The organism is Falsiroseomonas oleicola (assembly GCF_019029495.1).
GTDB classification, from domain to species: domain Bacteria; phylum Pseudomonadota; class Alphaproteobacteria; order Acetobacterales; family Acetobacteraceae; genus Falsiroseomonas; species Falsiroseomonas oleicola.
On sequence record NZ_JAERQM010000005.1, the window covers coordinates 258,964 to 285,399 of the forward strand.

Sequence of the window (26,436 nt, forward strand, 5' to 3'; positions counted from 1 at the left end):
ATGCTGCTGCGATCCCGAATCCTTCTGCTGTTCGCCCTGGCGACCCTGCTGGTCGCCGCTTCCGTCGCGCTGCCGGCCTGGCTGGTGCTGCGCGATGGCGAGGAACGCGCCGCCGGGCTGCGCAACGCGCTCCAGGCCGCGATGGTGCGGGAGGCGGTGGACCACGCCGCCGCGCCGCTGGTCGCCACGCTGCGCGGTGCCGCCTTGGATGCGACGCTGTTGGCGGCCCGCCAGGCCGGCGATGAATCGGCCCTGCGCCATCGCCTGGCCGAGTTGCGGCAATCGATCGGCCTGTCCGGCCCGACAGGTCGCATCGACCTGGTGGGCGGGCAGGGCCAGTTGCTGGCGGCGGCGCCGGCGGCGGCGGAACCCCTGGCCAGCGGCGCCACCGCGCTGCAGCGCGACCTGGCGCCTGGGCAGATCTTCGCGGGCTTCGAGGCGGAGGTCGAGTCGCCGCTGCTGCTGGTGACCAGCCTGCGGCTGCCGCAGGGCGACCTGCTGTCGGTCAGCATGGCGGCGGAGGCGGCGCTGGGGCAGATCGCCGGGCATCTTCGCGCCGATCTCCTGCTGCGGGATCGCGCCGGCGCGCCGCTGTTCAGCACCGCGCCGGAACTGCGTGAGCAGGCGGCGGCGCTGCGGGCCGGCGAAAGGCTGGAACGCGCCGGCCGGCTGTACCGGCTGGAGGCGACCGTGCTGCTGAATTCGGCCGGCGCGCCGGTGGGCGAACTGCTGGTGCTGGCCGATGCGACGGCGGAAACGCAATCGCGCAAGCTGCTGCTGCTGGTTGCCTTCGGCCTGCTGGTGCTGGCCGCCGGCGCCATCTGCCGCGCGCTGTATCGCGTGATCCGGGACGCTCTCGACCCGCTGACCGAATTGGCGCGCGCGCTGCAATCCGTGGCCGGTGGCGACATCTTCGCCTCCGCCGCCATCGGCCCGCGCCGCGACGAGGTCGGTGCGATCGGGGAGGCGCTGGAGGCCCTGCGCAGCAACACTTTGGCGCTGGACCGCCTGCAGACCGGCAACCGCCTGGCCGGGCTGCGTGAACGCGCGCTGATCGCGCAGGAAATCGCGCGGCTGACGGCGGTGCTGGAAGGCCCGGCGCGGCGCGAGATCCTGGGCCTGCTGGAAGGGGAGGGTGCGACGCTCGGCCCGGCCTTCGCGCGCATGTCCTCCCACGTCGTGCAGCAGCACCGCGCCATGGCGACGCTGCTGGCGGAACGCACCCGCGACCTGGCCCTGGTGCGCCAGGCGCTGGATGAACGCATGCAGCTCAACCGCATGCGGGAGGAACTGGATGTCGCGCGCCGGCTTCAGCTTTCCTCCGTGCCCACCACCTTCCCGCAGCTCGACTGCCTGCAACTTCACGCGGCGATGGTGCCGGCGAAGGAGGTCGGCGGCGACTTCTGCGACCTGGTGATGCTGGACGAGCACCGCCTGGCACTGATGATCGGCGATGCCTCCGGCAAGGGCGTCGGCGCCGCCATCTTCATCGCCATGGCGCGCAGCCTGCTGCGCGCTGCCATGGGCCGTGGCGCGACTCCGGCGGAGGCGCTGGCCCAGGCCAATGACATGCTGGCGGCGGACAATCCGACGATGATGTTCGCCACCGCCTTCGTCTCGGTGCTGGATTGCCGCACCGGCGTGCTGACCTATGCCAATGCCGGCCACAACGCGCCCCGTCGCCGGGGTGCCAGGGGGCATGAGAGCGAATTGCCCGTGGAAGTCGGCCTCGCGCTCGGTGTCATGGACGGCATGGATTTCGACGACCAGATCCTGCGCCTCGACGATGGCGACATGGTGCTGATGTTCACCGATGGCGTGACGGAGGCGATGGGTCCCGGCGATGCGATGTTCGGCGATGCGCGGCTCGCCGCCATCACCGGCGATGCGCGGATCGCCGATCCCGCAAGACTTGTCGATGCCGTGGCGCGCAGTGTCGAGGCCTTCGCCGAGACCGAGCCGCAGGCGGATGACATCACGATGCTGGCGCTGCACTGGCGCGGACATGCGACGGCGGCACCCGCCCCGGCGCGCGAGAAGGAGGATGCGACATGGATGTGACGACGGAACAGCACGGCGGGGCGGTGATCCACCGCGTCAGCGGGCGAATCGATACCGGCACCGCCGCCGATGCGGAACGCAAGCTGACGGCGGAGGTCCGCCAGGGCGGCCGCGTGGCGATGGACATGTCCCAGGTGGCCTATGTCTCCTCCGCCGGCCTGCGCGTGGTGCTGATGGCGGCCAAGCTCGCCAAGGCGAATCGCGGCGCGGTGTCGCTGTTCGGCCTGCAGGCCCCGGTGCGGGAGGTCTTCACCATGTCGGGCTTCGACAAGGTGGTGACGATTCGCGACGACCAGGCCTCGGCACTTGCCGCGGTGGGCGGCTGAGATGATCCGCCTGCATTGCGCCCGCGACCCGGAAGCGGTCGAAGGCGCGCTGGATGCGATCGAGGCGCATCTGACGGCGGCGGGTGCCGAGGCGGGGGAGGCGATGCAACTGCGCCTGGTGGCGGAGGAGATCGTCACCAATATCGCCCGCTGCGCCTGGCCACAGGGAATCGAGGCCCGCTTCCAGGTGGAACTCCTCGCCGAGCCGGGGCCGGAGGGGCTGCTGGTGCGGCTGACCACCATCGACGATGGCCAACCCTTCGATCCCACCGCGCAGGACATGCCGGATGTGGAGGCGGAGCTGGAGGATCGGGCCATCGGCGGCCTCGGCATGTTCCTGGTGCGGGAGATGACGGATGCGCAGATCTATGCGCGCGAGTCGGGCGAGAACCGTTTCCACGTCGAGCGTCTTTTCCGCCGCGCCGACTGAATGTTTCGCGTTGCGCTAAGTTTTACGCAATCAGTTGCTGCCAGGATGGTGACGCCGCAGGAAGCGGTGCTCACCGGCAAGTCCGGTCCGGCACGCAAGAATTTGCGTCCTCACAGTCGAACGCTGCGAAGGATGCCACCCTGATGTCACCGGCCATACCCGTGAATCGCGCCCGTCCCTTGGACATCGGGGCCTACCGCCCGGTCCCGCGCACCCTTCGCTGACATTTCCGCCGGGTTCGCCCGGTCGCCTCCATCAATTCGATATCCCATCCGGGCGTCGCCGCGCCGTGCCCGCATTCTGGAAGGAAGTTCCATGTCCCTGATCGAGAAGACCGCCTGGGTCGATCTGGAAGACAACGCCCTCGCCTCCGTCGTTGGCGGCAGCGGCTCGACCAATGTGCAGAGTTCGGGTGGCGAGGATGAGCAGGAGGCGGAGCTGGGTGTTTCCATCTCCGGCCCCACGGTCGCCTCCGGCGGCGTTGGCACCGGCGGCTCCGTCGGCGGCACGACGGAAGTGAATGGCGTGACGCTGCAGGCCGGCGCGGCCTGGGGTGCCGGCGCGGGCTATGAGGTGACGATGACCGGCGCCAGCGCCAGCGCGGGCGCCGGCGCCATGGCCTTCGCCTCCGGCAGCGTGACCGAGGGTGATGTGACCACCACGGTCAGCGTGCAGGCGGGTGCCGGCGTGATGGTGACGGCGGAGGTCGGCGCGACCGGTGTCAGCTATGGCGGCGTCGCGGGCGTCGGCGGCAGCGTGACCATCTCGGTCGAGACCGAGCACGACCTGGGCAATGGCGTGCAGGCCACCACCACCACCACCACGGAAGTGGGCGTGAAGGCTGGTGTCGAGGGCAACGTCACCCTGGGTGCCGAGGGCGTGGGCACCGAGGCCGAGATCATGGCCGGCGCCTATTACTCCGTCACGGTAGAGGCCTCCGTCGGCGCCGAGGAAGGCTCCGTCACCGGCTCCGTCGGCTATGTCGATCCGGGCTCGGCCGGCGTCGGTGTCGATGTCGGCGCGGGCTATGAGAATGGCGAGATCACCATCGGCGTGGGCGGCGAGATTTCGCTGCTGGTCGGCGGCGTCAATCTCGGCGTCAGCGGCACGGTCGATGTGAACGCGGTGGGCGATGCCGCGACGGAGGGCGCCGAGGCCGCGCAGCAGGCCGCCGAGAAGGCGGCGGCCGAGGCGCAGGAGGCGGCCGAGCGGGTCGAGGCCGAGGCGCGCGCGGTGGCCGAGAAGGTCGCGGCCGAGGCCCGTGAGGCGGCGGAGCGCGAGGCGGCCGAGCAGGCCGCGGCCGCCGAGAAGGCGGCGATCGAGGCGAAGGAAGCCGCCGAGAAGGCGGCGGCCGAGGCCCGGGCGGCGGCGGAGAAGGCCGCGGCGGAGGCGAAGGCGGCGGCGGAGAAGCTGGCGGCCGAACAGGCGGCGGCGGCGGCCAAGGCGGCGGCGGATGCCAAGGCAGCGGCGGAGAAGGCCGCGGCGGAAGCCCGTGCGGCGGCGGAGAGGGCGGCGGCGGAAGCGCGCGCGGCGGCGGAGAGGGCGGCGTCGGAAGCCCGTGCGGCGGCGGAGAGGGCCGCGGCGGAAGCCCAGGCCGTCGCCGACAAGGCGAAGAACGCGGCCAAGAGCATCGCCAAGAAGATCAAGAAGAAGTTCCGCTTCTGATCGGCCTGCCCCGGGATGCGCCCCGCGCGCATCCCGGTCGATCCGCAGCACCTGTGACCTTTCCAATCCGACTTCGAGGGCAGCCTGGCCATGGAATCTCCCGCGCGACCCGTCTATTTCCGCGAGGAGGCCGTCGCCTCCGCCACCTCCGTCACGGTCGTCGAGGATGCGCTGGAGGTGGTGCGTCCACCGCTGATGATCCTGTGGTGCGGCCTCGCGGCCCTGGTGGTCGGGCTGCTCGGCTGGTCCGCGACAACCGACGTGCCGGTGAAGATCGGCGGGCAGGGCATCCTGCTCGCGGCCGGCGGCCTGACCGACATCGTCTCCGACACCGAGGGCCGCGTGGTCGAGCTGCTGGTGGCGCCGGGGGATACCGTCACGGCCGGGGCCGTCGTCGCCGTGGTGGACCAGGCGGAGCAGCATCTGCAACTCGCCGCCGCGCAGGGCGAATTGCGCGATGCCCAGGCTGCGCGGGCGGAGATGGTGCGCTTCCAGGAACGCGACACGGCGGCCGACCTCGCCTGGCGCACCGCGCGCGATGAGGGGCTCGGCCAGACCCTGCGCTCGGCGCGGGAACGGCTGCGCCTGATGACGGAACGCGAGCAGGTGGTGCGCGACCTCGCCGCCCGCTCGCTGGCCACGCGCGACCGTGCCATCGGCGCGCAGGTGGAGCTGTTCGGCATTCGTGACCAGATCGAGACGGTGCAGAACGACCGCCGCGTGCTCGGCCTGGATGCGATGATGCGCCAGACGCAGCGGGAACGTGACATGCTGGCCGCCGACCAGCGCGTGGCGGCCGGTGAGCGCGCCGTCTCCACCCTGCAGGACCGCATTCGCCGCATGGGCGCGATCCGCTCGCCCTTCGAAGGACGCGTGGTGGAGGCGAAGGCCAATGCCGGGCAGGTGGTCAGCCGTGGCGGTCCGCTGCTGACGCTGGTGCGCAGCGATGTGCCGGGGGCGGAGGCGGGCGGCATCGTCGGCCTGGTCTATGTCGGTGCGCAGGATGGCAAGAAGCTGCAGCCGGGCATGGCGGTGGAGCTTTCCCCCGCCACCGCCCCGCAGCAGGAATATGGCTATCTGCGCGGCCGCGTGCTGCGGGTGGCGGATACGCCCGCCAGCAGCGCCGGCATGCTGCGCACGCTGCAGAACGACGCGCTGGTGACGGAATTCCAGCGCCAGCAGCGCACGCTGTTCGAGGTGAACATCGTGCTCGACCGCGACGAGGCCGGCCAACTCGTCTGGTCCGGCGGCAGCGGCCCGCCCTTCAGCATCGAGGGCGGCACGCCGCTGGCGATGCAGGCGACGGTGCGCAATGTGCGGATGATCGCGCTCGGCCTGCCTGCACTGCAACGCTGGCTGGGCGAGGATGTGCGCGTCGCGGCGACGCCGCAGCAGACCGTCGCCGCGCCCGTCACCGTGGCGGAGCGCTGAGCCATGCGCACCCCCTCCATCCTGCAGATCGAGGCGGCGGAATGCGGCGCCGCGGCGCTCGGCATCATCGCCGCCCATCACGGGCTGTGGCTGACGCTGGAGGATCTGCGTTCGCGCTGCGGCGTGTCGCGTGACGGCAGCAAGGCCCAGCACATCGTCGCCGCGGCGCGGGAGATGGGCTTCGAGGTGCGCGCCGTGCGCGGCGAGCCGGAGGCGCTGGCCACCGCGCCCTGCCCCCTGATCCTGCATTGGGGCATGGACCACTTCCTGGTGCTGGAGGGGAAGCGCGGCGGCTACTGGTATCTGAACGACCCGGCGCGCGGCCGTCGCCGCGTCGATGACCGGGAGCTGCGGCGGCAGTTCAGCGGCATCGTGCTGATGATGAAGCCGAGCCCCGAATTCAAGCCCGGCGGATCGCCGCCGAGCGCGCTGCGCGGCCTGGCGGACCGGCTGCGCGGCGGACGCAAGGCAGTGCTGCTGGCCTGCGGCGTCAGCGTGATGCTGGCGCTGCCGGGGGTGCTGCAGCCGTCCTTCCGCCAGGTCTTCATGGACCGCATCCTGACGGCGGGCGTCATCGCCTGGCTCTGGCCGATGGTGCTGGTGATCTTCGGCGTCGGCGTCTTCGCGGCGCTGCTGACCTGGATGCAGAAGACCATCCAGCACAATCTGGAAACCCGCGTCGCCGTCGCCGGCGGCATCGGCTTCATGGAACGCGTGCTGCGCCTGCCCATGGCCTTCTACGGCCAGCGCGGGCCGGCCAGCATCGCCGACCGCGTCATGCTGAACGACCGCGTCGCCGGCATCGTCGCGGGCGAGATCGGCGGCACCATGCTCGCCCTCATCATGGCGGCGGTCTATCTCGCGGTGCTGCTGCTGTTCGACCTGCGGCTCGGCCTGGTGGCGCTGGCGGCGGCGCTGTCGCTGGCCGCGGCGCTCGGCCTGCTCTCCGCCCGGCTGCGGGAGGATCAGCAGCGGCTGATGAACGAGCAGGGGATGGAGACGGCGGAGGCCAAGCAGGGCCTGCGCATGATCGAAAGCTACCGCGCCAGCGGCAGCGAGGCGCTGCTGTTCGACCGGCTGACGGCGCGCCACGCCCGCGCGCTGAACCTGCGGCAGTCGCTGATGCTGGGCCGCGCCGCGCTGCGGCACCTGCCGGGGCTGGCCACCGCGGTGGCCGCCGCGACCTCGCTGGCCATCGGCGGCGGGCTGGTCATCAATGGGGAGATGTCGATCGGCGCGCTGGTCGCCTTCCAGTTCCTGCTGGCGGTGTTCCTGGCGCCGGTCGGGCGGCTGGTGCAGCTTGGCCCGCGCCTGCAGGAAGCCGGTTCCAGCCTGCGCCTGCTGGACGACACGCTGCGCCATCCGCTGGCCGAGGAATTCTACAAGCCCCCGGCTGCGCCTCGCCTGATCCGCCGCCTGGAAGGGCGGATCGAGCTGCGGGACGTCAGCTTCGGCCATTCCCGCCGCGCCGCGCCGCTGATCCAGGGCCTGTCCCTGACGGTGGAGGCCGGGGAGCGCGTGGGCATCTGCGGCGGCTCCGGCTGCGGCAAGTCCACCCTGGCGCTGCTCGCCGCCGGGCTGCACGAGCCCTGGTCGGGGGAGGTGCTGCTGGATGGCAAGCCGCTGCGCAACATCCCCCGCGCGGTGCTGCGGCAGAGCGTGCAGGTGGTCGACCAGAACGCCATGCTGTTCACCGGCACGGTGCGCGACAATATCGCGATGTGGGACCCGACCGTGTCGGAGGAACGGCTGCATGCCGCGGCGCGCGATGCGGCGATCCATGAATTCATCCTGGACCGGCGCGAGGGCTATGCCTTTCCGGTGACGGGCGGCGGCGCCAACCTCTCCGGCGGGCAGCGCGCCCGCATCGAGATCGCCCGTGCCCTGGTGCAGGACCCGCGCATCCTGCTGTTCGACGAGGCGACGGCGGCGCTGGATGACACGACGGAGGCGGAGCTGCTGTCCAACATCCGTCGCCGTGGCGCCACCATGCTCATCATCGCCCATCGCCTGGCACCGCTGCGCGATTGCGACCGGGTTGTGGTGATGGAACGCGGCGCCATCGTCGAGATGGGACCGCCGGCGGAGCTGGCGGCACGGCGTGGCGCCTTCGCGAAACTGATGCTGGCGGAGGCCTGAGATGGACGCGTTCGCACTTGCCAGCACGGAGCGCCCGGTCGATGCGCGCTTCCAGCAGCCGCCGCGCAGCCTGGCCGAGCCCGGCGCCCTCTGGCTGCTGGAAGCCGGGGAGGCGGATATCTTCGCGGCCCAGGGCGGGCTGGATGACAGCGTGGCGCCGGCCGGCCCCTATCTGTTCATCGGCCGTATCGGCGCCGGCACGCTGGTGCCCGGCCATGGACCGGATCTGGAATGCCTGGTGCTGCGCCCGGCCGCGGGCGCGCGGCTGCGCCGGCTGACGCATCTCTCCGGCATCGGCGGCGCCCAGGCGCAGGTGGAGGCAATGCAGGCCTGGGCCTCGGCCCTGGCCGGCGGCCTCGGCGCGCGGCTCTGGCGCCCCTCCAATATCGATCGTGTCGCCCGGCCGGGCGTGACGCAGCGCCTCGCCGACCGGCAGTCGGTCACGGCGCGCGGCGTGCCGGTCTGGGTGGAGGTGCCGGAAGGCGGCGCCATGCTGCTGGGGCTGGAGCCGGTGCAGGGGCTGCTGCCCTTGCCACCGGAGGCCTGGCTTATCGCCGCCGCCGACCTGGAACTGCCGGTGCATGCGGCGCCACCCGCCGCTTCCCTGCCCGAGGCGATGCAGGGTCTATCGGCCTTCACCGATGCCTGCGTCGCCATGCTGGCCGGGCTGCGCAGCCTGTCCGAGATCGACGAGAGCGGGCGGCTGGAACAGCGCGCGCAGCATGATGCGGAGGCGGCGCACCGCACCGCCCAGCTCGCCGCCGACCTGCTCCACGCGCCGCCGCCCAAGCCGAGCCAGGCCGCCAGCGACTCCGGCCCGGCGGAGCCGCTGTTCCAGACCATGGTGGTGGTCGCCAAGGCCGCCGGCATCCGCCCGCGCATCCAGCGTCCGACCCGGCTGCGGGAACAGGATATCGACACGCCGCCGACGATGGAGGAAATCGCCCGCGCCTCCGGCCTTCGGCTGCGCCCGGTGGGGCTGCCGGCGGAATGGTGGAAACGCGACCTCGGCCCGCTGATCGGCCGCGACGCGAAGGGCGAGCCGCTGGCGCTGCTGCCCCGCCCGGGCGGCTATGTGGCGCAACCGCCGGATGGCCCCGCGCAACGGCTGGACGAGGCGGCGGCGGAGGCGATCTCCCCGCGTGCCTGGACGATGATCGAGCCGCTGTCCGACATGGCGCTGACGCCGGAACAACTGGCGCGCTTCGTGCCGCCGAAGAAGGGCGACCTGTGGCTGGCCTTCGGCGCGGCGCTGCTGGCGGCCTTCCTCGGCCTCGGCATGCCCATCGCCATGTCCTTCGCCACCGGGTCGCTGATTCCGGGCGGCAACCGGATCGGGCTGGTGGAGCTGGGCATCGCGCTGGCCTGTGTCGGCGCGGCGAATTTCGTGGTGCAGATGGCCGGCGACATCGCCAAGCACCGGTTGCAGGCGATGGCGGAGGCGCCGCTGCATGCCGGGCTCTGGGACCGGCTGCTGCGGCTGCCGATGCCGGTGCTGCGGCGCTTCAACCCCTCCGAACTGTCATCGCGCCTCGGCGTCGCGATGGCGGTGCCGCTGGGGCAGCGCAACTTCCGGCTGGCGGCGTTGGGCTATGGCACGGCGCTCGCGGCCTCCCTGCTCATGCTGGTGCTGTATCATCCGCTGGGCGCGCTGGTCGCGCTGGGCATCCTGCTGGTCCAGATCGGCATGGCGGTGGCCGCGGGCATCCTGAAATCCAAGGTGCATGAGACCGGCCAGGCGCTGTCGGGGCAGGCGGACAGCCTGGCGATCGAGGCAGTGGGCGGCATCGTCAAGCTGCGGCTTTCAGGGGTGGAGCACCGCTTCCTCGCCGCCTGGTCGGAACGCTTCGTCGCCATGCGCCGCACCAAGCTGACGGAGGAGCATATCGACACCTGGCAGGCCTCCGCCGCCAGCTTCATGTCCTTCCTCGGCGTCGGCCTGCTGTTCCTGATGTTCATGGCCGGCGGTTCGGCCGACAATGCGGCGGTGGCGGGCTTCCTGATGGCCTTCATGATCGCCAATGGCGCCGCCAATGGCCTCGGCCAGGCCTTCGCCGCCTACTACCCGCTGCATGCCATGCGCGGCTATGGCGCGCCGCTGCTGCAGGCGCAGCCGGAGCCGACGGCGGGGCGCATCGACCCGGGCAAGCTCTCCGGCCACATCTCCATGAGCAATGTCGCCTTCGGCTATGAGGGGTCGGAGGGGCCGCTGTTCTCCGGCCTGAACCTGCAGATCGAGCCGGGCGAGTTCGTCGCCATCGTCGGCCGCTCCGGCTGCGGCAAGTCGACGCTGGTGCGGCTGCTGCTGGGGCTGGAGCGTCCGGTCTATGGCAGTGTCGCCTTCGACCGGCAGGACCTGGTCTCGCTCGACCTCGGCCTGCTGCGGCGGCGCGTCGGCACGGTGATGCAGGGCGCGCAACTGCCGCCCGGCGCGCTGATCGACGTGCTGCGCGGCTTCAGCGAGGCCAGCGAGGCCGCGATCTGGAAGGCGCTGGAACAGGCGGCGATCGCCCAGGATGTGCGCGCCATGCCGCTCGGCATCCGCACGCCCATCGCCGATGCGGCGCATGTGCTCTCGGGCGGGCAGGTGCAGCGGCTGCTGCTGGCCCGGGCGCTGGTGAACCGGCCGGATGTGCTGATCCTGGATGAGGCGACCAGCGCGCTGGACCCGGCGACCCAGGCCATCACCACCCGCACCCTGGCGGCACTGACCTGCACCCGCATCGTCATCGCGCACCGGCTGGAGACGATCCGCGGCGCCGACCGCATCCTGGTGATCGAGGGCGGCAAGGTCGCGCATCAGGGCAGTTTTGCCGAACTGTCCAAGCGCGGGATCATCGGGCATGCGGGGGAGGTGGCGTAGAGCGTGATGACTTGAGGTGGACTCACCGAAAAGTCTGAATCACGCGATCAAAGGTCCGTCTGGCCGGCCAGCGAGGCAGATCAGCGTCTGCTGGCCGATCGCGACGGGAATGCGCTGGCCGGCGCGGAGCGCCGCCACCTCCAGCGTGCAGATCGTCAGCGTGCGGCCGGACTTCACCACCCGGCCGGTCGCCTCCAGCGCCTCGCCCTCCGCCGGGTTCAGCAGGTTCAGCTTGAACTCGACGGTGAGCACCGAGGAATCGGGCGGGAACAGCGTGAAGCCGGCATAGCCGCCGGCGGAATCGGCGATGGCGGAGGTGCCGCCGGCATGGAAATAGCCATGCTGCTGCGTCAGCTCCGCGCGATAGGGCAGGCGGATCACCACCAGCCCGCGGCGAATCTCCGTGAGCGTCGCGCCCAGATGCGCCATCAGGCCCTGGCGGTCGAAACTGTCCCGCACGCGCTGGACATTCGCCGCGTCCAATTCGTCGCCGATCTCCATGCGGGCTTGCTCCCTAAGCGTTGAGGTTGATGCGGTAGCGCGGATGGGGATCGGGCTCGGCGATGCGGTCGTAGAGGCGCCGCGCACCGGCATTCGCCGCCTCCGTCTCCCATTCCAGGCGGCGCCAGCCCTCCGCCCTTCCGACCTCGGCCAAGGCGGCGATCAGGGCGCGGCCGAGACCTCTGCCGCGCGCTTCCGGCGCCACCCAGAGGTCCTCGATCCAGCCGATATGGCGAAGGCTGAAACTGTGGGGGCGCAGGATGACATGGGCGAGTCCCTGCGCCACGCCGCCTTCCCAGGCCAGCCAGGCGCGCATCGGGAAGCCGGGGTCGAGGATGCGGTCCCACAGCGCGTCCAGCAGGGCCGGTGTCATGGGCGGGGCCTGGAAATGCCGGCAATTGGCCCGCCACAGCGCGTCCCAGGCGGGGCGGTCGTCCGCGCCGACGGGGCGGATGGCGGTGGCCGGGTCTGGCGGGGGCTGTCGCATCGCGCCCAGCCTCAAGCAGGCGCCGCCCCCTGTCGAGTGAGCCATCTTCCGCCCGGCATGAGCCAGGCTCACCTGCCGCCGCGGCCGCAGGGCCGGAAATGAAAAGGGGGCGCGGCCGGCAGCCGCGCGCCCCCCCGATTGTCGTCGCTCAGGCGAGGTCGAAGCGGTCCAGGTTCATCACCTTGGTCCAGGCCGCCACGAAGTCCTTCACGAAGGCGGCCTCGGCATCGGCGCTGCCATAGACCTCCGCCAAAGCGCGAAGCTGGGAGTTGGAGCCGAAGACCAGGTCCACCCGGGTCCCGGTCCACTTCACCGCGCCAGTCTTGCGGTCGCGCCCCTCGAAGACCTCCGCCGCCTCGGAATTCGGGCTCCAGACCGTGCCCATATCCAGCAGGTTGACGAAGAAGTCGTTGGTCAGCGCATCCCGCTTCTGGGTGAAGACGCCGTGGCGGGACTGGCCGGCATTGGCATCCAGCACGCGCAGCCCGCCGACCAGCACGGTCATCTCCGGCGCCGTCAGCGTCAGAAGCTGCGCCCGGTCGACCAGCAGCTCCTCCGCCGAGACGCTGTAGCGGGACTTCAGGTAGTTGCGGAAACCGTCGGCGGAGGGCTCCAGCACGCCGAAGGAGTCCACATCCGTCTGTTCCTGCGTCGCGTCGCCGCGGCCCGGGGTGAAGGGCACCTCCACCTCATGCCCCGCATTGCGGGCCGCCTGTTCCACCGCGGCGCAACCGCCGAGGACGATCAGGTCGGCCAGCGACACCTGCTTGCCGCCCGGCTGCGCCGCGTTGAAGGCCTGCTGGATGCCTTCCAGCGTGGACAGCACATTGGCGAGCTGCGCCGGCTGGTTCACCTCCCAGTCCTTCTGCGGCGCCAGGCGGATGCGCGCGCCATTGGCACCGCCCCGCTTGTCGGAGCCGCGGAAGGTGGAGGCCGAGGCCCAGGCGGTGGCGACGAGCTGCGGGATGGACAGGCCGGAGCCGAGGATCCGGGCCTTCAGCGCGGCGGCGTCCTGCGCATCGATCAGCGGATGCGTCACCGCCGGGATCGGATCCTGCCAGATCAGCTCCTCCGCCGGGACGAGCGGGCCGAGGTAGCGGGAGCGCGGCCCCATGTCGCGATGGGTCAGCTTGTACCAGGCCCGCGCGAAGGCATCGGCAAACTGGTCGGGATTGGCGTGGTAGCGCTTCGAGATTTCCAGATAGGCCGGGTCCGTCCGCATCGCCATGTCGGCCGTGGTCATCATCGGCGCGTGGCGCTTGTTCGGGTCATGCGCATCCGGGACGGTGCCGGCGGCTTCCGGGTTCTTCGGCGTCCACTGCCAGGCGCCGGCGGGGCTCTTCGTCAGCTCCCACTCATAGTTCAGCAGGTTGTCGAAGTAGCCATTGTCCCACTGGATCGGATTGTTGGTCCAGGCGCCCTCGATGCCGCTGGTGATGGCATGCACGCCCTTGCCGGTGCCGAAGGCGTTCTTCCAGCCCAGCCCCTGCTCCTCGATGGCCGCGCCTTCCGGCTCCCGCCCGACCAGCGCGGCGTCGCCCGCGCCGTGGCACTTGCCGAAGGTATGGCCGCCGGCGGCCAGGGCCACCGTCTCCTCATCGTTCATCGCCATGCGCGCGAAGGTCTCGCGGATGTCGCGGGCGGAGCCCATCGGGTCCGGCTTGCCGTTGGGGCCTTCCGGATTGACGTAGATGAGGCCCATCTGCACGGCGGCCAGCGGGTTTTCCAACGCGCGGTCGCCGACATAGCGGGTGTCGCCCAGCCAGGTGTCCTCGGCGCCCCAGTAGATGTCCTCCTCCGGCTCCCACACATCGGCCCGGCCGCCGGCGAAGCCGAAGGTCTTGAAGCCCATGGATTCCATCGCGCAGTTGCCGGCCAGGACCATCAGGTCCGCCCAGGAAATCTGCTTGCCGTATTTCTGCTTGATCGGCCACAGCAGGCGCCGCGCCTTGTCCAGGTTGCCATTGTCCGGCCAGCTATTGAGCGGCGCGAAACGCTGCGTGCCGGAGGATGCGCCGCCACGGCCATCGCCGGTGCGGTAGGTGCCGGCGCTGTGCCAGGCCATGCGGATGAACAGCGGGCCGTAATGGCCGTAATCGGCCGGCCACCACTCCTGCGAATCCGTCATCAGCGCATAGAGGTCCTTCCGCAGGGCCTCGATGTCGAGTTTCTTGAATTCCGCCGGGTAGTCGAAGCTCGGGCCCATCGGGTCCGACAGCGCCGAATTCTGATGCAGGATGCGCAGGTTGAGCTGGTTCGGCCACCAGTCCCGGTTGGACCGCCCGCCGAAGGTCGTGTGCTTGGGGGCGCCGTGCATGACGGGGCACTTTCCGGCGCTCGGGCCGCTATTTCCGTCCATGTTTCTCTCCGTTCCTGGCTGTTTGGCTGAGGCGTCGTGGGTGACCGAAGGACGACCTTGCTGCGGTGGTATGCTGATCCCGGTTCGTTCCCCGCCGTTTGCGTGGACCAACCCGACGGGGCCGGACGAGGGTCCGGATCCCGGTCTGAACTGGCTTTGCTGATGACAGGCGTGTCGCGCCGCCGATCTGGCTTGGTGCCGTTTTCTCCCTCGGGCCTTCTGGTCTCGACAAAGGCTAGAGGCGGCGGGCGGTGCAAGGAAGACTATAGAATCAACCGTGACGATTGACGCAGACTATAGGGGCAGCCCCGCTGACCCGACGAGCACCCGCGCCGTCGGCATTGTGAGCGTCAGGCGCAGGCCCTCGGCTTCCCAGTGCCACTCCACCGTTCCGCCGAGCTGGGAGCGCAGCGTGGCGTCCACGACGCGGGAGCCGAAGCCACGCTGGCGGGGCGTCAGGGGCAGTTCGGGGCCGCCCCGCTCGGACCAGTCCAGTTCCAGCGTGTCCTCACGCAGGCGCCATGCAATGGCCAGGCGGCCGCCGGGGCAGGAGAGGGCGCCGTATTTCGTGGCATTGGTCGCCAGCTCATGCACCGCCATGGCCAGCGGCTGGATCGCACTGGCCGCCAGCACCAGTTCCGGCCCCTCCATGGTGACGCGCGGTGCCTCGCCATCGGGCGCCCCGATGAAGGCCTCCAGCGTGCTTTCCAGGATCTGCCGCAGCGGCGTGCCGGACCAGCTTGTCTCCGACAGCAGCGCCTGGGCGCGGGCCAGCGCATCGATCCGGCCGTCCACGGCGCTGGCGAAGGCGGCGGCATCGTCGCGCGGGGTCAGCCGCAGCGCGGCCTTCATCACAGCCAGCGCATTCTTCGCCCGGTGGTCCACTTCCCGCAGCAGCAGGAACTGCCGTTCTTCCGCCAGGCGCCGCGCCGTGACATCCACGGCGCCGCCGATCATCCAGGCCACCGCGCCGCTGGCCGCATCGCGGGTGACGCGGCCGCGGTCCCATAGCCAGGCCCAGCCACCATCGGCCCGGCGCACCCGGTATTCGAAGGCATAGCTGTCCGAATCGCGTTCCTGGTCGAGGCGGCGCAACTCCTCCACCACCCTTTCGCGATCCTCCGGATGCAGCCGCGCCAGCCAGTCCGCGCCGGACAGGCCGGCGGCATCGCCCAGCAACTGGTTGGCGCCGGCGGTCCGTTCCACCTTGCCGGTCGCCATGTCCCATTCATAGACGAAGCCGGCCATGGCCGCCGTCGCTGCCTCGAAGCGCGCCTCGGCGCGGCGGCGCTCGGTGATGTCGATGTTGATGCCGACCAGCGTCGCCGGCATGCCGGCCTCCGCCGGGTAGAGCCGGGCGCGGCAGAGCAGCCAGATCACGTCCCGCCGTCCGGCCGGAACGCGGCGGAAGACGCGGAACTCGACCGACATGCTGCTTTCCGCCAAAGCGGAGATCAGCGCGGAACGCAGCAGCGGCCGGTCTTCCGGATGGACCACCGACATGAAGCCCTCCAGAGTCGCCTGGGCCGCATCATTCTCGGGGCTGAGGCCCAGCAGGGCGAACATCTCGGGCGACCAGTGCAGCGATTCGCCATCCGGCTGCCAGGACCAGGCGGCGGCGCCGGCGGCCTGCTGGGCCAGGCGCAGCAGGCTTTCGCGTCCGCGCAGGTCGCGGGTGCGTTCCTCCACCCGGCGCTCCAGCGCCATGTTGGCGGCCTCCAGCGCCCGCTGGCGGCGCAGCAGGGCGCGGGCGAGCAGCAGCAGAAGCAGGGAGGAGCCGAAGGCGAGCAGCAGTTGCGGCACCACCACGCGGCGCCAGGCCGTCACCACCGTGGCCGGGTCGCGCACCGCCGCGGCATAGATCGGCCAGTCGCCACCGACGCGGCGCAGCGCGGTGATGCGCGGGGAGGCTTCCAGGATCTGCTCCTGTCCCCGGAGCATGGCGGCGAGGATGGGATTGTCCTGGGACAGGCGCAGCGTCTCCGGCGCATGGCCGCCAAAGCCGTCGGAACGTGCCAGCAGTACACCATCGGCCCGCAGCAGGGCCACCCGCGCCTCCGGCCCCGAAGCCAGGGCGGTCAGCGCGGCATTGGCATGGTCGAGATAGATGGAGGCGGCGATGACGCCGTCATAGGCGCCCTCCGGCAGGCCATTCCCCGTGCCGCGTCGCCGCTGCACCACCGAGAAATAGGCCCGCTGCGTGGTGCGGCCGACATAGACCTGGCTGACGAAGGCCCAGGGCGGATCGTCGCCGCGCAGCGCCTGGTTGAAGTCCCGCCCGGAGATGACCGGATCGGGGCCGGGCGCGGGCAGCAGGTTGCTGGCCACCAGGGGCCCGCCGTCCCGATCATAGGCGAAGATGTAGAAGGCGGCCTGCTCCGCCGGTTCCCGTTCGGTCGCCACATGGGCCAGGGCGGTGTGCAATTCGGGCTGCCGGGCCAGGATCTCGGCGTCGGTCAGTCCGGCCAGCAGTTCCTGCGACCGTTCCAGTTTCAGTACCTGCCCTTCGAGCAGGCGCCGCGCATATTCCGCGCCGGCCTCCGCCGTGCGGGTGGCCTCCACCTCCGCGGCCTGCCAGGCGGAGTCCCAGGCGCGCCAGGCGGAAACCCCACCGACCAGCAGCGGCGCTGCCACCGCCGCGGCCAGCCCCCAGAACAGCGGGCTGAGGACGTGCGGACGGCGCTGAGGGGCTGGCTCCGCCGGCATCGGCGCGGGGGTGAAGGAGGCGGGGAGGACAGCCTTGTGCAATTCCTGATCCGTGGTGACGAAAGGGGTGAAGACGGGCAAAGCTTTCCGCACGTCCATTGGCGACTCACGTTCGAGTGAGACGTATGGCGCAATGAGGTGGCCGGCACCACGACATGATGCTGGCCGGAGGAGATATGCACTTGCCCGCCAGCCCCACCATCCACGGCATCCCGAATTGCGACACCATGAAGAAGGCCCGCGCCTGGCTGGAGGCGCGTGGCGTGGCGCATGCCTTCCACGACTACCGGCGGGATGGGCTGCCGCCGGGCCTGCTGGAGGGTTGGGTCGCGCGGCTGGGGTGGGAGGTTCTGCTGAACCGCGCCGGCACCACCTTCCGCAAATTGCCGGAGACGGCGCGGGAGGGGCTGGACGAGGCGCGCGCGATCGAACTCATGCGGGCGCATCCGGCGCTCATCAAGCGGCCGGTGCTGGTGGCGGGGGACCGGCTGCTGGTCGGCTTCAAGCCGGAGACCTATGCGGCGGCCTTCGGCTGAGCCCCTCTGCCTTGACGTGACGGGGCGGCGGGCGACAGGCTCCCGTCTCTCGCCACGAAAGATCCCCGATGCCCGATCCCGCTCTGCTCGACCGCCTGCGCCAGCATGTGGAGGCCGGATTCGCACAGGAGACGGCCTTCCTGCAGGAGCTGGTGCGCTTCCCCAGCCTGCGGGGGCGGGAGGCACCGTTGCAGGACTGGTTCGCCCGGCAGATGGCGGCGCGCGGCTATGCGGTGGACCGCTTCAGCCTGGCCGATGTGCCGGCCCATCCGAAGACCGCGCCGATGGTCGATGCCGATCCGGCGGCCAGCCTGCAGGTGGTGGCGACGCATCGTGCGACAAATCCGACCGGGCGCAGCCTGATCCTGCAGGGCCATATCGACGTGGTGCCGGAAGGCCCGCATGAGATGTGGACGCATCCGCCCTTCGCCGCCGTGATCCGCGACGGCTGGCTCTATGGCCGCGGCGCGCATGACATGAAGGCCGGCGTCGCCGCCATGGTCTTCGCGCTGGACGCGATCCGCGCCGCCGGGCTGGAACCGGCGGCGGATGTGCATGTGCAGACGGTGACGGAGGAGGAAAGCACCGGCAATGGCGCCCTCGCCACGCTGCTGCGCGGCTACCGCGCCGAGGCCGCGCTGGTGCCGGAGCCGACCGGCCACACCATCACCCGGGCGCAGACCGGCACCATCTGGTTCCGCCTGAAGGTGCGCGGCGTGCCGGTGCATGTGATGGTGGCGCAGGATGGCAGCAACGCCATCATGTCCGCCTATGCGCTGATCCAGGCCCTTTATGCGCATACCAAGACCCTGAACGAGGCCGGGCGTGACAATGCCTGGTTCGGCGGGCAGGTGCAGGACCCGATCAAGTTCAACCCCGGCATCATCCGCGGCGGCGACTGGGCCTCCTCCACCCCCGCCTGGTGCGAGGTGGATTGCCGCATCGGCCTGCTGCCCGGCACGACGCCGGAGGAGGCGATGGCGGGGGTGGAGGCCGTGGTGCGCGCGGCGGCCAAGGGCGACGCCTTCCTGGCCAACAACCCGCCCGAGGTCACGTTTCACGGGTTCCAGACCGACCCCTATGTGCTGGAGCCGGGGTCGGAGGCCGAGGCCGTATTGGCGGCCGCGCATGCCGCGGTGCATGGCGGCGAACTGCCGGCGCGGCTCTCCACCGCGGTGAACGACACCCGATATTACGGCCTGTACTACGCCATTCCCGGCCTCTGCTACGGGCCGAAGGGCGAGATGGCGCATGGCTTCGACGAGCGGACCTCGCTGGAGGATCTGAAGACCTGCACCCTGACCATCGCCGCCTTCATCGCCGATTGGTGCGGGGTGCGCCCGGCGGCATGACGGCCGAGGCGCGGCTGCTGGGGCTGGCGCGCGCCAATCCGGTGAATGCGGCGCTGCTGGATACGCTGCCCGCGCTGGGGCTGCCCCAGGGCTTCCTCACCGCCGGCTGCCTGTTCCAGGAGGTCTGGAACCACCGGGCGGGCCGGCCACCGGGCTGGGGCATCCGCGACTACGACGTCTTCTATTTCGACGACCGCGACCTGTCCTGGGAGGCCGAGGACGCGGTGATCCAGCGGGTGCGCCAGGCGACGGCGCATCTGGGCGTGGAGGTGGAGGTGCGCAACCAGGCGCGGGTGCATCTGTGGTACCCGCAGCGCTTCGGCCCTGGCTATCCGCAATTGCGTTCGGCGCGGGATGGGATCGATCGCTATCTGGTGACCTGCACCTGCATCGGGATCGAATTGGCGACCGGTGCACTCCATGCGCCGAACGGTCTGGCGGAGCTGGAGGCGGGGGTGCTGCGGCGCAATCCGCTGAATGACCGTGCGGAGTTGTTCCGTGCCAAGGCCGAGGCCTACCGCGCGCGCTGGCCCTTCCTGGCCATCGCGGAAGGCCTATAGGCGCCTCCGCCCTTCACCTGATCCAGATTACACGGCAGAAAGGTACAGGCAGGAACGGGAGGACGCGCGGATGCGGGGTGTTGAATCGGCGCGCAGGCGCCTGCTGGTCGCCACCGACCTCTCCGCCCGGTCCGACCGCGCCCTCGGCCGCGCGGCGCTGCTGGCCCAGGCGAGCGGCGCCGAGTTGGTGCTGCTGCACGCGGTCAATGACGACCAGCCCCCCAGCCTGATCGCCGCCGAGCGGCGGGAGGCGCTGCTGGTGCTCCAGGCCCAGGCCGCCGCGCTGCAGACGCTGCCCGCCATCCGGCCGGTGCTCGCGGAAGGCGACCCCTTCGAGGCCATCCTGCGCGCGGCGGAGGCCGAAGCGGCGGAACTGGTGGTGCTCGGCCAGCCGCGCCGGCGCCTGCTGCGCGACATCTTCGTCGGCACGACGATGGAGCGCGTGCTGCGCCACGGCCACCGCCCGCTGCTGGTGGTGAAGACTCCCCCGGCCACCCGCTACCGCCATCTGCTGGTCGCAACCGACCTTTCCGCCCATGCCGCCCGTGCGCTGCGGGCCGCCGTCGCACTCGGCCTGACGCAGGGGGCGGAGGTGACGCTGCTGCATGTCTTCGAAACGCCCGGCAGCGCGGCGATGGCGCTGGCGGATCTGCCGGCGGCGGCGGTGGCCGCGCATCATGCCCAGGCGGCGCGGGAGGCGCAGGCGGCGCTCGCGCGTTTCGCCGCCCCGATCGGCCTGACGCCGCAGCCGCAGTTCCTGGTCGCCTCGGGCCGGCCGGCCACCGTGGTGAAGGACCTCGTCGCCCGGCTGCGGCCGGACCTGCTGGTGCTGGGCACCGAGGGGGCCGGCGGCCTCAAGCGGGCCGTCCTCGGCAGTGTCGCGGCGGAATTGCTGGCGGAGGTGGCCTGCGACGCGCTGGTCGTCCCGCCTGCCGCAGCGGGCTGAAACCGGCTTCAGATCAGGGGACAGGACGCCTTGGAGAACATCCTCGCCACCTCGGTCTTCTATGAGGTCGCTGCACTGCTGGTGCTGGGCGCCGCGGTCGGGCTGGTGGCGCTGCTGCTGCGCCAGCCGCTGATCGTCGGGCTGATCGGCGCTGGCATCCTGGCCGGGCCGGCGGCGCTGGGGATTGCCCGGTCGGATGAGCATATCGCGCTGTTGTCGGAACTCGGCATCGCGGTGCTGCTGTTCCTGGTCGGGCTGAAGCTCGACCTCTCGCTCGTCCGCAACCTCGGCCGCGTGGCGCTGGCGACCGGCCTTGGCCAGGTCGCCTTCACCGCCATCATCGGCTACGCGCTGTGCCTGCTGCTGGGGCTGGGCGCACTGGAGAGCGTGTATGTGGCGGTGGCGCTGACCTTCTCCAGCACCATCATCATCGTGAAGCTGCTCTCCGACAAACGCGAGATCGACAGCCTGCACGGCCGCATCGCGCTCGGCTTCCTGATCGTGCAGGACATCTTCGTGGTGCTGGCGATGGTGGTGGTCTCGGCGCTGGCGGCCGGCGCGGGGGAGGCCTCGGCCCTGGCCGGGCTGGCGCGCGTCGCGGCCGGCGGGGTGGCGATGCTGCTGGCCGTCGGCCTCATCATCCGCTTCGTCGCCGGGCCGCTGACCGCGCGGCTGGCGCGGGCGCCGGAACTGCTGGCCGGATTCGCCATTGGCTGGGCGGCGCTGCTGGCGGCGGTGGGCGATTATGTGGGCCTCGGCAAGGAGCTGGGCGGGCTGCTGGCCGGCGTGGCGCTGGCCTCGACCCCTTACCGGGAGGCGATTGCCGCGCGGCTGTCCAGCCTGCGTGACTTCCTGCTGCTGTTCTTCTTCATCGCCCTCGGCGCGCGGCTGGATCTCGGCGCGATGGGCGAGCAGCTGGGCGCGGCGATGGCGCTGTCCGCCTTCGTGCTGGTGGGCAATCCGCTGATCGTGGTCGCGATCATGGGCTATATGGGCTACCGGCGCCGCACCGGGCTGCTGGCCGGGCTGACGGTGGCGCAGATCAGCGAATTCTCCCTGATATTCATGGCGATGGGCGTCGCACTCGGCCATGTGGCGGAGCCGGCGCTGGGGCTGGTCACGCTGGTCGGCCTCGTGACCATCGCGCTGTCCACCTACATGATTACCCACTCGCACCGGCTCGCCGGCTGGCTCGACCGCCCGCTGCGGGTGTTCGAGCGCAACCATCCGTGGCGGGAGGCGCTGGCGGCCGGGGAGGGGGTGGCCGCGGCGGAGAAGGCCGATGTCCTGCTGTTCGGCCTCGGCCGCTTCGGCGGCAGCATCGCGGGCCATCTGCGCGCGCGCGGCCTGACCGTGCTGGGCGTGGATTTCGACCCGGAGGCGGTGCGGCGGTGGCAGGACCAGGGCTTCGCCGCGGTCTATGGCGATGCCTCCGACCCCGAGCTGGTCGCTGCCCTGCCGCTGGCCGGGGCGCGCTGGGCCGTCTCCGCCATTCCCGCCCGGGCGGGCGGGCTGACGCATGAGGATCATCGCCTGGCGCTGATCGACGTGCTGCGCGAGCAGCAATTCGGCGGCCGCATCGCCGTGACGGCCCATGCGGAGGATGAGGCAGCCCCGCTGCGCGCGCGGGGCGCGGATCTGGTGCTGCTGCCCTTCCGGGATGCGGCGGATCGGGCGGCGGAACTGCTGGAGGCGCCGCCCGCCGCTTGAAGCCCGGACTACGGCGCCTTGTGGATCGGGTCGACCCAGGCGACCGATTCCGGCTTTTCCACCGGCTCGATATCCAGGTTCACCACCACGGCCTCATTGTCCGAACGGACCAGCACGCATTCCAGCGTCTCATCGGTGCTGGCATTGATCTCCTGATGCGGGACATAGGGCGGCACGAAGATGAAGTCGCCGGGGCCGGCCTCGGCCACGAATTCCAGCTTCTCCCCCCAGCGCATCCGGGCGCGGCCCTTGACGATGTAGATCACGCTTTCCAGCGCGCCATGGTGATGCGCGCCGGTCTTGGCATTGGCATGGATATGCACCGTGCCGGCCCAGATCTTCTGGGCGCCGACGCGGGCGAAGTTGATCGCCGCGGCGCGGTTCATGCCAGGGGTCTGCGCCGTGTTCACATCCAGGCTGTTGGCGGGGATCACCCGCACGCCGGTGTGCTTCCAGCCATCATCCGGCGGCGTCTCGTGGCTGTGGTCGTGTCCGTCATGCGGCATGGGTCAGTCCTTCTCAATCGGCCCGGGCGCCGGAGGCCCGCACCAGCGGCAGCCACAGCTCGATCTCGGATTTGAGAAAATCCTCGAAACGCTGCGGCGTCCAGCCGCGCATGGCCGGCGTGCCCATCTGGTCGAAGCGCTGGCCGATGGCGGGGTCGGACAGCGCCTGTTCGATCGCCGCCGCCATCCGCGTCACGATCGGCGCGGGCGTGCCCGCGGGGGCGTAGATGCCATACCAGGAATAGGCCTTGTAGTCGCCCAGCCCCACCTCCCGCGCCGTCGGCACCTCCGGCACCTGCGGGCTGCGCTCATCGGTCGCGACGAAGATCAGCCGCGCCGAATCGGCCTGGTGGAAGGGCGCGAGGATGGAGGGGATGTCGCTGGTGAAGGCGATCTCGCCCTGCTGCAGCGCCAGGTAGGTCTGGCCCGGATTGCGGTAGGGGATGTGCTCCGCCGTCGCCCCGATGCGCGACAGGAAGGCGGAGGAGGCGATATGGCCGGAAGTGCCCGCCCCCGCGCTGCCATACGAATACTTGCCCGGATTGGCCCGCAGCAGCGCGATGAATTCCTGCGCCGTCCTGACCCCGAGTTTCGCGGAAATCGCCATGCCGATCGGGATGAAAACCGTGGGCGCGACGGACACAAAATCCTTCAGCGGATCATAGGGCAGGCGGCTGTAGAGGCCGATCGCCAGCGCCATGTTGGAGACGGTGGCGAGCAGGAAGGTCTCGCCATTCGGCTGGGCCTTGGCCACCACATCGGCGCCCAGCGTGCCGCCCGCGCCGGGGCGATTCTCGATCACCACCGTCTGGCCCAGGATTTCCGACAGTTTTGGCGCCAGGACGCGGGTGGTGATGTCCGTGCCACCGCCGGTGCCAAAGGGCACCACGATGCGAATCGGCCGGGTCGGCCAGGTCTGGGCCAGGGCCGGCGCCGCCAGGGCGGCGAGCGGCAAGGCAAGGGTGGTGCGGCGGGTCAGGGACATGGAGCACCTCTCGAGGGTTGCCCCGATCAAAGCGCGATGAGCGCCGCGGCGCATCCCCCCTCTGCTCCTGAATCAGCGCGGACGAATCAGGTGGGTGGCGGCAGGACCGGCAGATCGGCCAGGTAGGGCTGCACCGTCAGCGCATCCTGCCCGGCCACCGAGACCCTTCCGAAGGCGCCAAGGCAGGTGCGGCCGTCGGGGCCCTGCATGCGGCGATACCGCCATCCGGCCAGCACGCCCTCCGCCGCGATCAGCCGGGCGAGGCGCTGCGTATCGGGACCTGGCCCGAGCTCCGCCAGCTCGGCGGCCGTCAGCCCCAGCAGCACGTCGCCCCGCATCGTCATCACGCGGAACAGCCGCAGCGACGACACGCCGCGCAGCGGCGCGGCGGCCAAGGGGGCAGTGGCCAGCGGCGCGCCCAGCAGCAGGCCCACCGCCAGGCGCTGCCATGGTCCGGGGGCGGGGCGTCGGGAGGCGGTCATGGTGGCTCCTCTGGCGGCGGAACCAGATTGGCCGGGCTGTGTTGCATCCGCGTGTCGCGGTGGGTTTCGCGCACTTCGCGTGCGGGGGGTTTCGCGTACTTCGCACGGGACAGGCGAAGGCGGGCGCGCTACACTCGAACAAATCAGGAACTAAGGGTGCTTGATCGCAAGCTTGGGAAAAATGCAACCCTGGATGTGCGCCGCACCTGTGGTAGGATGGGGGGTGTGGCAACACTACATCTTGTTGGCCAAGGCATCCCCGGGGCATTCTGCGCCGCAGGGGAGTCGCTCCGTGTTTTTGGAGCCATTTCGGGGGATTGGTCGTGTTTGATGCAGTGCAGCTTGAAGGCCATGGCCAGGTTCAGATCGATCGGACCCGCGACTCGCTCCTGACCGATTTCGGCAAGGCCACCCTGGACGACCGATACTTACTGCCAGGTGAATCCTACCAGGATCTCTTCGCCCGGGTGGCCTCGGCCTATGGCGACGATGCGGCGCATGCGCAGCGCATCTATGACTACATCTCCCGGCTCTGGTTCATGCCGGCCACGCCGGTGCTGTCGAATGGCGGCACGACCCGCGGCCTGCCGATCTCCTGCTTCCTGAACGAGGCCTCCGACAGCCTGGATGGCATCGTCGGCCTGTGGAACGAGAATGTCTGGCTGGCGGCCAAGGGCGGCGGCATCGGCTCCTATTGGGGCAATCTGCGCGGCATCGGCGAGAAGGTCGGCCGCAACGGCAAGACCTCCGGCGTCATTCCCTTCATCCGGGTGATGGACAGCCTGACCTTGGCGATCAGCCAGGGCAGTCTGCGCCGCGGCTCCGCCGCCTGCTACCTGCCGGTGAACCATCCGGAGATCGAGGAATTCCTGGAGATGCGCCGCCCGACCGGCGGCGACCCCAACCGCAAGGCGCTGAACCTGCATCACGGCGTGCTGCTGTCCGATGCCTTCATGCGCGCGGTGGAGGCGGATGAGGACTGGGCGCTGGTCTCGCCCAAGGACGGCGCGCTGATGCAGAAGGTCTCGGCGCGGTCCATCTGGATCCGCATCCTGACCGCGCGGATCGAGACTGGCGAGCCCTACATCATCTTCTCCGACCGCGTGAACGGCGCGCGGCCCGAGCACCACAAGCTGGCGGGGCTGGAGGTGAAGACCTCCAACCTCTGCTCCGAAATCACTTTGCCGACCGGCATCGACCAGCATGGGATGGAGCGCACGGCGGTGTGCTGCCTGTCCTCGCTCAATTGCGAGACCTGGTTCGAGTGGAAGGACAATCCGCGCTTCATCCCGGATGTCATGCGCTTCCTGGACAATGTGCTGCAGTCCTTCATCGACAGCGCGCCGGATTCGATGGCGCGCGCCCGTTATTCGGCGATGCGGGAACGCTCGGTCGGCCTCGGCGTGATGGGCTTCCACAGTTTCCTCCAGGCGCTGAACGTGCCCTTCGAAAGCGCGGTGGCGAAGGTGTGGAACCTGAGGATGTTCAAGCACATCCGCGGCCAGGCCGATGTCGCCAGCCGCATGCTGGCGGAGGAGCGCGGGCCCTGCCCGGATGCCGCCGAATACGGCTTCATGGAGCGCTTCTCCAACAAGATGGCGATCGCGCCGACGGCGTCGATCTCCATCATCTGCGGCGGCGCCTCTCCGGGCATCGAGCCGATCGCGGCCAATGTCTACAACCACAAGACCCTGTCCGGCAGCTACATCGTCCGCAACATCCACCTGAAGAGGGTGCTGGCCAAGCATGGCATGGACGATGCCGACACCTGGACCAGCATCACGGTGAACAAGGGCAGCGTGCAGCATCTGGATTTCCTGACCGAGCAGGAAAAGATGACCTTCAAGACGGCCTTCGAACTGGATCAGCGCTGGGTGATCGAACACGCGGCCGACCGCACGCCCTATATCTGCCAGTCGCAGTCGGTGAACGTGTTCCTGCCGGCCGATGTGCACAAGCGCGACCTGCACCAGATCCACATGGCCGCGTGGAAGAAGGGCATGAAGTCGCTCTATTACTGCCGCAGCCTGTCGATCCAGCGCGCCGATACCATCTCCGAGAAGGTGGTCGGCCAGTCGGATGTGATGACGCTGCATCAGGACAAGCCTGTGCGGAAGCTGGTCGCGGCGCTGCCGCCTTCCGACAACGCCAATGACTACGAGGAATGTCTGGCTTGCCAATAAAGGCTGCCCAAACCGCCGAGGCTGTCCAGGTCGCCCGCTTGAAGGCGGCGCTGGAGGAGGAGTTGGAGCGGATGCTGCGCTGGCGCGGTCCGGTGACGGAGGTGCGTCGGTTGGTGGCTGAACTCGACCAGATCGACCTGCTGCTGGGCCGCGCCACCGCGCGCGCCGGCAGCCACGGCCATGACCAGATGGCCGGCTGAACGCCCTT

General features: G+C 70.5%; 21 protein-coding genes. 14 read left to right on the top strand and 7 right to left on the bottom strand.

Annotated features, from left to right (window positions below):
- From JJQ90_RS17895 to JJQ90_RS17925, 7 genes are all read left to right on the top strand, one after another.
- Entirely contained in the window at positions 1-2,061 is a 2,061-nt protein-coding gene (locus JJQ90_RS17895; RefSeq protein ID WP_216877607.1) for a PP2C family protein-serine/threonine phosphatase, read from the top strand.
- Positions 2,052-2,387 (top strand): STAS domain-containing protein, encoded by a 336-nt coding sequence (locus JJQ90_RS17900; protein WP_216877608.1) that lies wholly within the window; start codon positions 2,052-2,054, stop codon positions 2,385-2,387. The genes JJQ90_RS17895 and JJQ90_RS17900 overlap by 10 nt, the downstream gene beginning before the upstream one ends.
- 1 nt (position 2,388) lies before the next feature.
- Positions 2,389-2,817, top strand: coding sequence for an ATP-binding protein (locus JJQ90_RS17905; RefSeq protein ID WP_216877609.1), 429 nt, complete (start codon positions 2,389-2,391; stop codon positions 2,815-2,817).
- 315 nt (positions 2,818-3,132) lie between these two features.
- Positions 3,133-4,482: a hypothetical protein gene (locus JJQ90_RS17910; protein ID WP_216877610.1), complete on the top strand. Its 1,350-nt coding sequence runs from the start codon at positions 3,133-3,135 to the stop codon at positions 4,480-4,482.
- A gap of 90 nt (positions 4,483-4,572) precedes the next feature.
- The gene (locus JJQ90_RS17915) at positions 4,573-5,913 is read left to right on the top strand and encodes an NHLP bacteriocin system secretion protein (RefSeq protein WP_216877611.1); all 1,341 of its coding nucleotides are present in this window, start codon (positions 4,573-4,575) and stop codon (positions 5,911-5,913) included.
- Positions 5,914-5,916: 3 nt separating this feature from the next.
- Positions 5,917-8,052 (top strand): cysteine peptidase family C39 domain-containing protein, encoded by a 2,136-nt coding sequence (locus tag JJQ90_RS17920; protein ID WP_216877612.1) that lies wholly within the window; start codon positions 5,917-5,919, stop codon positions 8,050-8,052.
- A gap of 1 nt (position 8,053) precedes the next feature.
- On the top strand, positions 8,054-10,915 hold the full coding sequence (locus tag JJQ90_RS17925) for an ATP-binding cassette domain-containing protein (RefSeq protein WP_216877613.1): 2,862 nt from the start codon (positions 8,054-8,056) through the stop codon (positions 10,913-10,915).
- A 39-nt stretch (positions 10,916-10,954) separates the two neighbouring features.
- Here the strand turns inward: JJQ90_RS17925 and JJQ90_RS17930 are convergent, their stop codons facing one another.
- The 4 genes from JJQ90_RS17930 to JJQ90_RS17945 form a co-directional block, all read right to left on the bottom strand.
- Positions 10,955-11,416: a PaaI family thioesterase gene (locus tag JJQ90_RS17930; RefSeq protein WP_216877614.1), complete on the bottom strand. Its 462-nt coding sequence runs from the start codon at positions 11,414-11,416 to the stop codon at positions 10,955-10,957.
- A 13-nt stretch (positions 11,417-11,429) separates the two neighbouring features.
- Positions 11,430-11,903, bottom strand: coding sequence for a GNAT family N-acetyltransferase (locus JJQ90_RS17935; RefSeq protein ID WP_216877615.1), 474 nt, complete (start codon positions 11,901-11,903; stop codon positions 11,430-11,432).
- A 148-nt stretch (positions 11,904-12,051) separates the two neighbouring features.
- Positions 12,052-14,262, bottom strand: coding sequence for a catalase/peroxidase HPI (katG, locus tag JJQ90_RS17940; protein WP_216877616.1), 2,211 nt, complete (start codon positions 14,260-14,262; stop codon positions 12,052-12,054).
- 294 nt (positions 14,263-14,556) lie between these two features.
- Positions 14,557-17,067 (bottom strand): sensor histidine kinase, encoded by a 2,511-nt coding sequence (locus tag JJQ90_RS17945; RefSeq protein WP_216877617.1) that lies wholly within the window; start codon positions 17,065-17,067, stop codon positions 14,557-14,559.
- A 77-nt stretch (positions 17,068-17,144) separates the two neighbouring features.
- Here JJQ90_RS17945 and JJQ90_RS17950 point away from each other — a divergent pair, with 77 nt between their 5' ends.
- The 5 genes from JJQ90_RS17950 (at position 17,145) to JJQ90_RS17970 (ending at position 22,072) form a co-directional block, all read left to right on the top strand.
- Entirely contained in the window at positions 17,145-17,504 is a 360-nt protein-coding gene (locus tag JJQ90_RS17950) for an ArsC family reductase (RefSeq protein WP_216877618.1), read from the top strand.
- A 68-nt stretch (positions 17,505-17,572) separates the two neighbouring features.
- On the top strand, positions 17,573-18,856 hold the full coding sequence (locus JJQ90_RS17955; protein ID WP_216877619.1) for an ArgE/DapE family deacylase: 1,284 nt from the start codon (positions 17,573-17,575) through the stop codon (positions 18,854-18,856).
- Positions 18,853-19,416, top strand: a complete 564-nt coding sequence (locus JJQ90_RS17960) for a nucleotidyltransferase family protein (RefSeq protein ID WP_216877620.1) — start codon at positions 18,853-18,855, stop codon at positions 19,414-19,416. The genes JJQ90_RS17955 and JJQ90_RS17960 overlap by 4 nt, the downstream gene beginning before the upstream one ends.
- 70 nt (positions 19,417-19,486) lie before the next feature.
- Positions 19,487-20,362, top strand: coding sequence for a universal stress protein (locus tag JJQ90_RS17965; protein ID WP_216877621.1), 876 nt, complete (start codon positions 19,487-19,489; stop codon positions 20,360-20,362).
- Positions 20,363-20,392: 30 nt separating this feature from the next.
- Positions 20,393-22,072: a cation:proton antiporter gene (locus JJQ90_RS17970; protein WP_216877622.1), complete on the top strand. Its 1,680-nt coding sequence runs from the start codon at positions 20,393-20,395 to the stop codon at positions 22,070-22,072.
- A gap of 8 nt (positions 22,073-22,080) precedes the next feature.
- On the opposite strand, the gene JJQ90_RS17975 is transcribed toward JJQ90_RS17970, so the two are convergent.
- The 3 genes from JJQ90_RS17975 to JJQ90_RS17985 all read right to left on the bottom strand — a co-directional run bounded on the left by JJQ90_RS17975 (position 22,081) and on the right by JJQ90_RS17985 (position 24,045).
- Positions 22,081-22,578, bottom strand: coding sequence for a cupin domain-containing protein (locus tag JJQ90_RS17975; RefSeq protein ID WP_216877623.1), 498 nt, complete (start codon positions 22,576-22,578; stop codon positions 22,081-22,083).
- 13 nt (positions 22,579-22,591) lie between these two features.
- On the bottom strand, positions 22,592-23,563 hold the full coding sequence (locus JJQ90_RS17980) for a Bug family tripartite tricarboxylate transporter substrate binding protein (RefSeq protein WP_216877624.1): 972 nt from the start codon (positions 23,561-23,563) through the stop codon (positions 22,592-22,594).
- An 86-nt stretch (positions 23,564-23,649) separates the two neighbouring features.
- Positions 23,650-24,045 (bottom strand): hypothetical protein, encoded by a 396-nt coding sequence (locus JJQ90_RS17985; protein ID WP_216877625.1) that lies wholly within the window; start codon positions 24,043-24,045, stop codon positions 23,650-23,652.
- A 323-nt stretch (positions 24,046-24,368) separates the two neighbouring features.
- Between JJQ90_RS17985 and JJQ90_RS17990 the strand changes: the two genes are divergently transcribed.
- Both JJQ90_RS17990 and JJQ90_RS17995 read left to right on the top strand, forming a co-directional pair.
- Positions 24,369-26,228 (top strand): ribonucleoside-diphosphate reductase subunit alpha, encoded by a 1,860-nt coding sequence (locus JJQ90_RS17990; RefSeq protein WP_216877626.1) that lies wholly within the window; start codon positions 24,369-24,371, stop codon positions 26,226-26,228.
- Positions 26,219-26,428, top strand: a complete 210-nt coding sequence (locus JJQ90_RS17995; protein ID WP_216877627.1) for a hypothetical protein — start codon at positions 26,219-26,221, stop codon at positions 26,426-26,428. Before JJQ90_RS17990 ends, JJQ90_RS17995 begins: the two co-directional genes overlap by 10 nt.
- The last annotated feature ends 8 nt before the right edge of the window (positions 26,429-26,436 follow it).

What these genes read in the sequence shown, in the direction of transcription:
- JJQ90_RS17960 (WP_216877620.1), top strand. Translation starts at nt 18,853, where the DNA reads ATGACGGCCGAGGCGCGGCTGCTGGGGCTGGCGCGCGCCAATCCGGTG.
- JJQ90_RS17915 (WP_216877611.1), top strand. Translation starts at nt 4,573, where the DNA reads ATGGAATCTCCCGCGCGACCCGTCTATTTCCGCGAGGAGGCCGTCGCC.
- JJQ90_RS17985 (WP_216877625.1), bottom strand. Translation starts at nt 24,045, where the DNA reads ATGACCGCCTCCCGACGCCCCGCCCCCGGACCATGGCAGCGCCTGGCG.
- JJQ90_RS17910 (WP_216877610.1), top strand. Translation starts at nt 3,133, where the DNA reads ATGTCCCTGATCGAGAAGACCGCCTGGGTCGATCTGGAAGACAACGCC.
- JJQ90_RS17895 (WP_216877607.1), top strand. Translation starts at nt 1, where the DNA reads ATGCTGCTGCGATCCCGAATCCTTCTGCTGTTCGCCCTGGCGACCCTG.
- JJQ90_RS17955 (WP_216877619.1), top strand. Translation starts at nt 17,573, where the DNA reads ATGCCCGATCCCGCTCTGCTCGACCGCCTGCGCCAGCATGTGGAGGCC.
- JJQ90_RS17925 (WP_216877613.1), top strand. Translation starts at nt 8,054, where the DNA reads ATGGACGCGTTCGCACTTGCCAGCACGGAGCGCCCGGTCGATGCGCGC.
- JJQ90_RS17950 (WP_216877618.1), top strand. Translation starts at nt 17,145, where the DNA reads ATGCACTTGCCCGCCAGCCCCACCATCCACGGCATCCCGAATTGCGAC.
- JJQ90_RS17900 (WP_216877608.1), top strand. Translation starts at nt 2,052, where the DNA reads ATGGATGTGACGACGGAACAGCACGGCGGGGCGGTGATCCACCGCGTC.
- JJQ90_RS17930 (WP_216877614.1), bottom strand. Translation starts at nt 11,416, where the DNA reads ATGGAGATCGGCGACGAATTGGACGCGGCGAATGTCCAGCGCGTGCGG.
- JJQ90_RS17945 (WP_216877617.1), bottom strand. Translation starts at nt 17,067, where the DNA reads ATGGACGTGCGGAAAGCTTTGCCCGTCTTCACCCCTTTCGTCACCACG.
- JJQ90_RS17980 (WP_216877624.1), bottom strand. Translation starts at nt 23,563, where the DNA reads ATGTCCCTGACCCGCCGCACCACCCTTGCCTTGCCGCTCGCCGCCCTG.
- JJQ90_RS17975 (WP_216877623.1), bottom strand. Translation starts at nt 22,578, where the DNA reads ATGCCGCATGACGGACACGACCACAGCCACGAGACGCCGCCGGATGAT.
- JJQ90_RS17965 (WP_216877621.1), top strand. Translation starts at nt 19,487, where the DNA reads ATGCGGGGTGTTGAATCGGCGCGCAGGCGCCTGCTGGTCGCCACCGAC.
- JJQ90_RS17935 (WP_216877615.1), bottom strand. Translation starts at nt 11,903, where the DNA reads ATGCGACAGCCCCCGCCAGACCCGGCCACCGCCATCCGCCCCGTCGGC.
- JJQ90_RS17905 (WP_216877609.1), top strand. Translation starts at nt 2,389, where the DNA reads ATGATCCGCCTGCATTGCGCCCGCGACCCGGAAGCGGTCGAAGGCGCG.
- katG (WP_216877616.1), bottom strand. Translation starts at nt 14,262, where the DNA reads ATGGACGGAAATAGCGGCCCGAGCGCCGGAAAGTGCCCCGTCATGCAC.
- JJQ90_RS17920 (WP_216877612.1), top strand. Translation starts at nt 5,917, where the DNA reads ATGCGCACCCCCTCCATCCTGCAGATCGAGGCGGCGGAATGCGGCGCC.